This is a genomic window from Pseudoalteromonas atlantica (assembly GCA_007988745.1).
GTDB classification, from domain to species: Bacteria; Pseudomonadota; Gammaproteobacteria; order Enterobacterales; family Alteromonadaceae; genus Pseudoalteromonas; species Pseudoalteromonas atlantica.
On sequence record BJUT01000052.1, the window covers coordinates 21,827 to 27,853 of the forward strand.

5 protein-coding genes are annotated in these 6,027 nt (G+C 40.6%); 3 read left to right on the forward strand and 2 right to left on the reverse strand.

The window, feature by feature from the left end:
- Positions 1-48: 48 nt before the first annotated feature.
- A complete protein-coding gene (locus PAT01_RS16675; protein WP_154945855.1) occupies positions 49-1,140 on the reverse strand; it encodes an endonuclease/exonuclease/phosphatase family protein in 1,092 nt (363 codons plus the stop codon).
- 239 nt (positions 1,141-1,379) lie between these two features.
- On the opposite strand from PAT01_RS16675, the gene PAT01_RS16680 reads away from it, so the two are divergent.
- The gene (locus tag PAT01_RS16680; RefSeq protein WP_138579275.1) at positions 1,380-2,642 is read left to right on the forward strand and encodes a valine--pyruvate transaminase; all 1,263 of its coding nucleotides are present in this window, start codon (positions 1,380-1,382) and stop codon (positions 2,640-2,642) included.
- A 92-nt stretch (positions 2,643-2,734) separates the two neighbouring features.
- Here PAT01_RS16680 and PAT01_RS16685 read toward each other — a convergent pair whose 3' ends face one another.
- Entirely contained in the window at positions 2,735-3,181 is a 447-nt protein-coding gene (locus PAT01_RS16685; RefSeq protein ID WP_054982602.1) for a hypothetical protein, read from the reverse strand.
- On the opposite strand from PAT01_RS16685, the gene PAT01_RS16690 reads away from it, so the two are divergent.
- Positions 3,166-4,353: a PQQ-dependent sugar dehydrogenase gene (locus tag PAT01_RS16690; protein WP_138579271.1), complete on the forward strand. Its 1,188-nt coding sequence runs from the start codon at positions 3,166-3,168 to the stop codon at positions 4,351-4,353. The two genes, PAT01_RS16685 and PAT01_RS16690, sit on opposite strands and share 16 nt — an antisense overlap.
- Before the next feature lie 290 nt (positions 4,354-4,643).
- The gene (locus PAT01_RS16695) at positions 4,644-5,570 is read left to right on the forward strand and encodes an IS110 family RNA-guided transposase (protein WP_404821058.1); all 927 of its coding nucleotides are present in this window, start codon (positions 4,644-4,646) and stop codon (positions 5,568-5,570) included.
- Positions 5,571-6,027 lie beyond the last annotated feature (457 nt).

Below are 6,027 nucleotides of genomic sequence, written 5' to 3' on the forward strand. Positions count from 1 at the left end.
AATAATAATGTAAAAGCTGCAAAGCTATTTATAAATGTTACCCACGTATTAACTCCTTAACGTTAGCGTAATTGATACCACCGCGTGATCGGTTGTTAAATCGTCTCGTTCGTATTCTGGGTTTATTAAATGCCTGTCGTATGTATGATAATCACTCACTTCATAAAAGCTATCATCGTAACTTGGGTCAAATTCACACGAGAGTAAAATATAATCAAGTACCGTACTACTCGTTCCATAATAATGGGTAGGGCTGCGATTTAATAACGGCGCAGCGGGGGCATTACTTTGTTGAACATCTGCATTCCCAGCGTTTTGCTGGGTGTTGTGCGCCGTAAATTGGCTCATTTTTAGTGTTTTAAATAACTGCCACGCGTCATTTAAACAATATTTTGCAAGGTATGTTTTAACATCAAACGCTGGGGCAAATCGCAATGTATTCGTTAGTAAATGGCTCAACACGCCATCGGCTAGGTCGTTATTAAAATCGCCCATTAACACCATAGGCTGTTGTGTAGCTTCGCGTCGGGCAATCATTTCTATCATTAGTAAAGTGGCTTCACTGCCGCGCTGAATGGTTGAGCCCCACGAGCCGGCCACATTTGCTTTAAGAGTGTCTATTATGTTTTTTTCGCTTGAGGGGGGCTCGGTTTTAGCTGAGCTAGTAGTACTTTCATCACTTTCAATCATGGCTCGTTTTGACTTAAAATGCACTACATAACAGTCGGTATTACCTACATGGGGTAATCTAATGGTGGCTCTTAACACCTTACGGCTAAACGTAAAATTACTATTAAGGCCAAGCATTTCAACAAGCTCGGTATTGTGCTTAACCGCAGCTATATCAACAATCTCAAATTTAGACGCTATAGCCACAACCGGGCGCTTAAAAATAAAATCATCAATCACCTCTGGCGCATCAACCACAGCAAAATATGTATAGCCTTGCTGCGCCATTAACGCTTTTAGCGATTCAATACTAAATACTTCTTGAAAACCTACTACATCAGGCGCGTACTCATTTAAATAATCTACAATCCAACGCTGTTTGCGTGCCCATTGCTCTGCGGTATAAATTTTTTCAAAATCGTAATACGCATTAGGCGGCTCAAGGTAGTTAAATAAATTAAACGTGGCTATTTTAAATTGCGTGTTTTTTACTACAGGCTCGTTTAAATCAGCGGCAGGTTCAGCCTCAAGCGTAGTGTGATGTAAAGTCGATTCAAAATTACTGATAACAATAGCCTAGCGAATAAAAGTGCGTTAATTATACCCTAAAGGGTTTAAAGTTCTAAACCGTGAATTATTATCAACATGCAAATAAAGCCCTTTATTTGCGCTATACTGCCCTCCTCGTTATTAGCGCACACATAGGTATTATGAACTACTCAAATTTTGGTACTAAATTTACACAACCCAACGGAATAACGCAGCTTATGGAAGATTTAGGCAGCGCTAACGCAAGCAATAATCCAAATATTGTTATGCTAGGTGGCGGTAACCCCGCACACGTACCACAGGTTAATGCCGTATTTTTAGATGAATTACAAAAGCTAGTAGCCAGTAATAAAGTATCGCAAGTATTTGGTTTGTACGACGGGCCAACTGGCAATGACGAATTTAGAGCGGCCCTTGCTAAACAGCTAAATAGCGAGTTTGACTGGGGCTTAACACCACAAAACATAGCATTGGGTAACGGCAGCCAAGCTAACTTTTTTGTGTTGTTTAATATGCTTGCGGGCAAAATGAGCGATGGCACTAATAAGCGTATTTTGTTTCCGCTTGCGCCTGAATACGTAGGTTACGCCGACCAAGGTTTATCTGATGATATGTTTGTGGCAATAAAGCCCGACATCGAAATTTTAAATACACCCAGTGGCTCTAAGCAATTTAAATATGTCATTGATTTTGACGCGGTTGAAAACGTATTAGCCAACGATACCAGTATTAGTGCACTGTGCGTATCGCGCCCTACCAACCCAACTGGTAATGTCATTACCGATGAGGAAGTACGCCATCTAGACGCCCTTGCACACAAGTACAATATTCCCCTAATTATTGATAACGCCTATGGCGACCCTTTCCCGGGCTGTATTTACACCGATGCAAACCTTACGTGGAACTCAAACATTATATTGTGTATGTCGCTTTCAAAACTGGGCTTGCCTGGCCTGCGCACTGGTATTGTGGTTGCCAATAACGAAATAATTAAAGCCATTGGCCGTGTTAACGGCTCTATGGTGTTATCGCCTAACGCTATTGGCCCAAGCTTAGTAACCCGCTTAATTAACGAAGGCGAATTACTGCCTTTGTGTAAAAATACGGTATTGCCTTTTTATAAAAATAAAGCAGAGATAGCCATAAACCTGTTTGATGAAATTTTTGCAGACTTGCCTGTTTATTTACATAAACTAGAAGGCGCGTTTTTTATGTGGCTATGGTTTAAAGACTCAAAAATAACCAGCGAAATGCTTTATCAAAAACTCAAAGAGCAAGATGTATATATAATTCCTGGGCATAACTTTTTTATTGGCATTGAAGATAGCTGGGAGCACAAACACCAGTGCGTACGCATTAACTACGCTAACGATGAAGCTACTCTCAGAAAAGGCCTAGAGGCTATTAAGTCGCTTATTATGTAGCGCTTATTATATAGAGCTTTAATTAACGTTTTACATCGTATTTTAACGTGGTGGTTAACGCTTAGCGTTAGCCACTGAGTTTTTTATTTAACCTACTGTTTAGGGGCTAACGCCTTGGTTAATAAGGCAAACAGCAAGCCACCTAAAGCACCTGCTAGTAACTGCAAATAAAATCCCCATCCACGAGCGCCCGCTATAATATGAATATTCATAATCGACTCAATGGCCACTAAGACCACGGCAAAAGCAGTGATACCCGATGCCACAAATAACGCCATGCTGTATTTTTTAAACTTTTTAACAAGTAACACAACAGCAAAAAAAGCGATAGCCAAAGCAATGGCAATAATAGCGCCATAGGTAGGTAATAGCCCTAACCAATCATCTAGCGTTAAATTAATACGGTCGCTTAAGCTGACCACTACACCCACATCAACTAATTGATTGACAACGTATTGGCTATGAAACAAGCTAGCAAGCGTAAAGGTAAATAACCAAGAAACTAAAAATATAGGGAGTAAACGTGTTAAAAATGGCATGGTTATCTCAACTTAAAGTAAAGCTTTTTTCTTACAGTAGCAAAGGCTTGCAATGTAAACAACGACTCTCTCAATTAGCGCTATGGCTGTTTGTAGGGCTTTTTGCGTCTACCGCCAGTGCTGCTGAATTACCTAAAGAGCAATACAGTACTCACACAGTCGCTACAAAATTAAATTCGCCGTGGAGCATGGTTAAGCTACCAAACGGGTCATGGCTAATTACAGAGCGCGACGGCCACGTTGTTATTGTAAAAAACAATCAGCAAACTAGAGTAAATTTAAACCTTGAGAGTTTATACGTTGCAGGCCAAGGCGGCTTACTTGATATAGTGCTCTCGCCTAATTTTAACACCAGCAAAGAAGTTATATTTACCTACGCACAAGGCACAGCTGAGGCTAATCGCCTAGTAATTGCAAAAGCTACCTTTAATGGCACCGGCTTTTCAACGCCTGTTATTATTTACACAGTAGCGACTGATAAAAATACTCCACAACACTACGCTGGCCGCGCCCTCTTTTTACCCGACGACACTCTACTGTTTTCAACTGGTGATGGCTTTGATTTTAGAGAGCAAGCACAAGTAATAACCAGCCAACTTGGCAAACTATTACGTATAAACCTAGATGGCACTATCCCAAAAGATAACCCATTTATTAATCACAAAAACACCAATGCACACGCTGTTTACTCGCTCGGTCACCGAAACCCACAGGGCTTAGTGTATGATTACGATACCGAGCAAATTATTAGCCACGAGCACGGCCCCGCCGGTGGCGATGAGCTAAATTACTTAACGCCAGCTACCAACTACGGCTGGCCGGTGATCACCTATGGTGACGATTATTCACAAGCACGTATTTCTCCATTTAGAGACTACCCCGGCATGCAAAAACCAAGCGTAGATTGGACGCCATCAATCGCCCCATCGGGTATGGCGTATTACGGCTCTAAATACGCCGCATTCCCTTCACTTCAAAAACATGCGCTCATCACCACACTCGTTGATAAAAAGCTCTACAGCGTTAATCTGACTAATGGCGAATTCACCCAAACGCACATATTTCCAGAAGCAACAGGACGATTAAGAGACGTGTATGTAACCACTAAAGGGAATGTAGCAATATTAACCGATGGGAAAGATGCTGAGCTGATGTTGTTTAAAGCAAATTAGCTCACAAAGAAAATTAGAAGCACTTTGCTTTAAGAGGAATATAATGGGTTATATTAGGACGCTTTAGCTATTTGCAACTGATGTCTGAAGTCAAGATTTGATAATCATATAGAAAGCTCCTCGAGTTTTTCGATACAGTTGTGTTGACCAAAACATAAACTGTATCTCGAGGAGCTTAGTATGAAACTATATGGTGGAATTGACTTGCATTCAAATAATTGTGTTATTGCTATCATTAATGAGCAAGGTGAAACACTTACCTGCAGCGTCTAAATAATGACACCTCTGTCATTTTATCTTTTCTAACCCCTTATAAAGACAATCTAAAAGGGCTTGTTGTTGAATCAACTTTTAATTGGTATTGGTTAGTCGATGCTTTAATGGATGAAGGGTTTACACTTCACCTAGCGAACCCTGCGGCAATTCAACAGTATTCAGGCTTAAAGCATGCCGATGACCACAGTGATGCGTGTTGGTTAGCTGAAATGCTACGTTTAAACATTCTACCTGAGGGCTATATTTATCCTAGAGAGCTCAGGGCTGTTCGTGACTTAATGCGTAAACGAATGGACATTGTTCAACAGTCCACTAAAAACTTATTATCAGTGCAAAGTTGTTACATGCGTCATCTTGGATACAAGCTCAGTAGCAACAAAATCAAACAAATGGCCGCTATCAGAAAAGGCGTCAATGTTGAGCAAGTGCATGCAGACTTTAGCTCAATGAATACAGCACTGTCAGTCATTTCTAACCTCTCATTAATACGCTGTGCTCAACAGCAAATTAATGTGATAGAAGGCGCTATTTTAAAACAAACATCACTCTCCCCTGAGTTTATGAACCTAACCAGTATTGATGGAATTGGGAATACCTTAGCACTGACCATTATGTTAGAGACAGGCACTATTAAACGTTTTAATAGCCCAGGGAGTTTCTCATCGTATTGTCGCTGTGTTAAAGGAGCAAGGTACAGTAATGGAAAGAAAAAAGGCGCTACGAATCAGAAGAATGGTAATCGTTATTTAGCGTGGGCGTTTACTGAGGCCGCTAATTTTGCCATTCGGTACAACCCGACAATCAAAAAATATTATCAACGAAAACTGGCTAAAACAAACAAGGTAGTTGCGATTAAAACGGTTGCACATAAGCTCACAAGAGCGTGTTATCACGTGCTTAAAGACAATGTACCATTCGATGAACACAAGGCGTTTGCTTAGCGTCTATAAAACAAATTAGGTTAACGTGTTGAGCTCGTAATGGGGTTGGTAAAACCATTAGATTTGATTGAGCCTGCACGCTAACCGCTCATATTTTAAATACTGGATATGCCCAATGTTTGAGCCACACAGGGTTGGTTATGTGTAAGCATAAACCACAGACTTGTTACAGCGCAGTGTGTAAACACAGCCAGAAACTGGACTGACATTGGTACTAAACGATGACTGAGGCGAAAGCCAAGGGCCTTAATTAATCATCAATAATGCTTAATTAAACTGCCTAAATTCATATGGGTGACTGGTGCATATTCACACCAATCGACGTCATTACTAGGTGCGTAGTCATATTTAAATTGAGTTTAAATAATAAAAAACACTTGGTTTTTGAATAAAAAGATCAAGAAAACACAGCTGCCTGCTTGACCGGAACTTTCTAATGGGTGACCCCTTTAACTTA

Bases quoted from the DNA above. Each gene is read 5' to 3' on its own strand.
- PAT01_RS16685 (WP_054982602.1), bottom strand. From the start codon at position 3,181: ATGCCATTTTTAACACGTTTACTCCCTATATTTTTAGTTTCTTGGTTA.
- PAT01_RS16680 (WP_138579275.1), top strand. From the start codon at position 1,380: ATGAACTACTCAAATTTTGGTACTAAATTTACACAACCCAACGGAATA.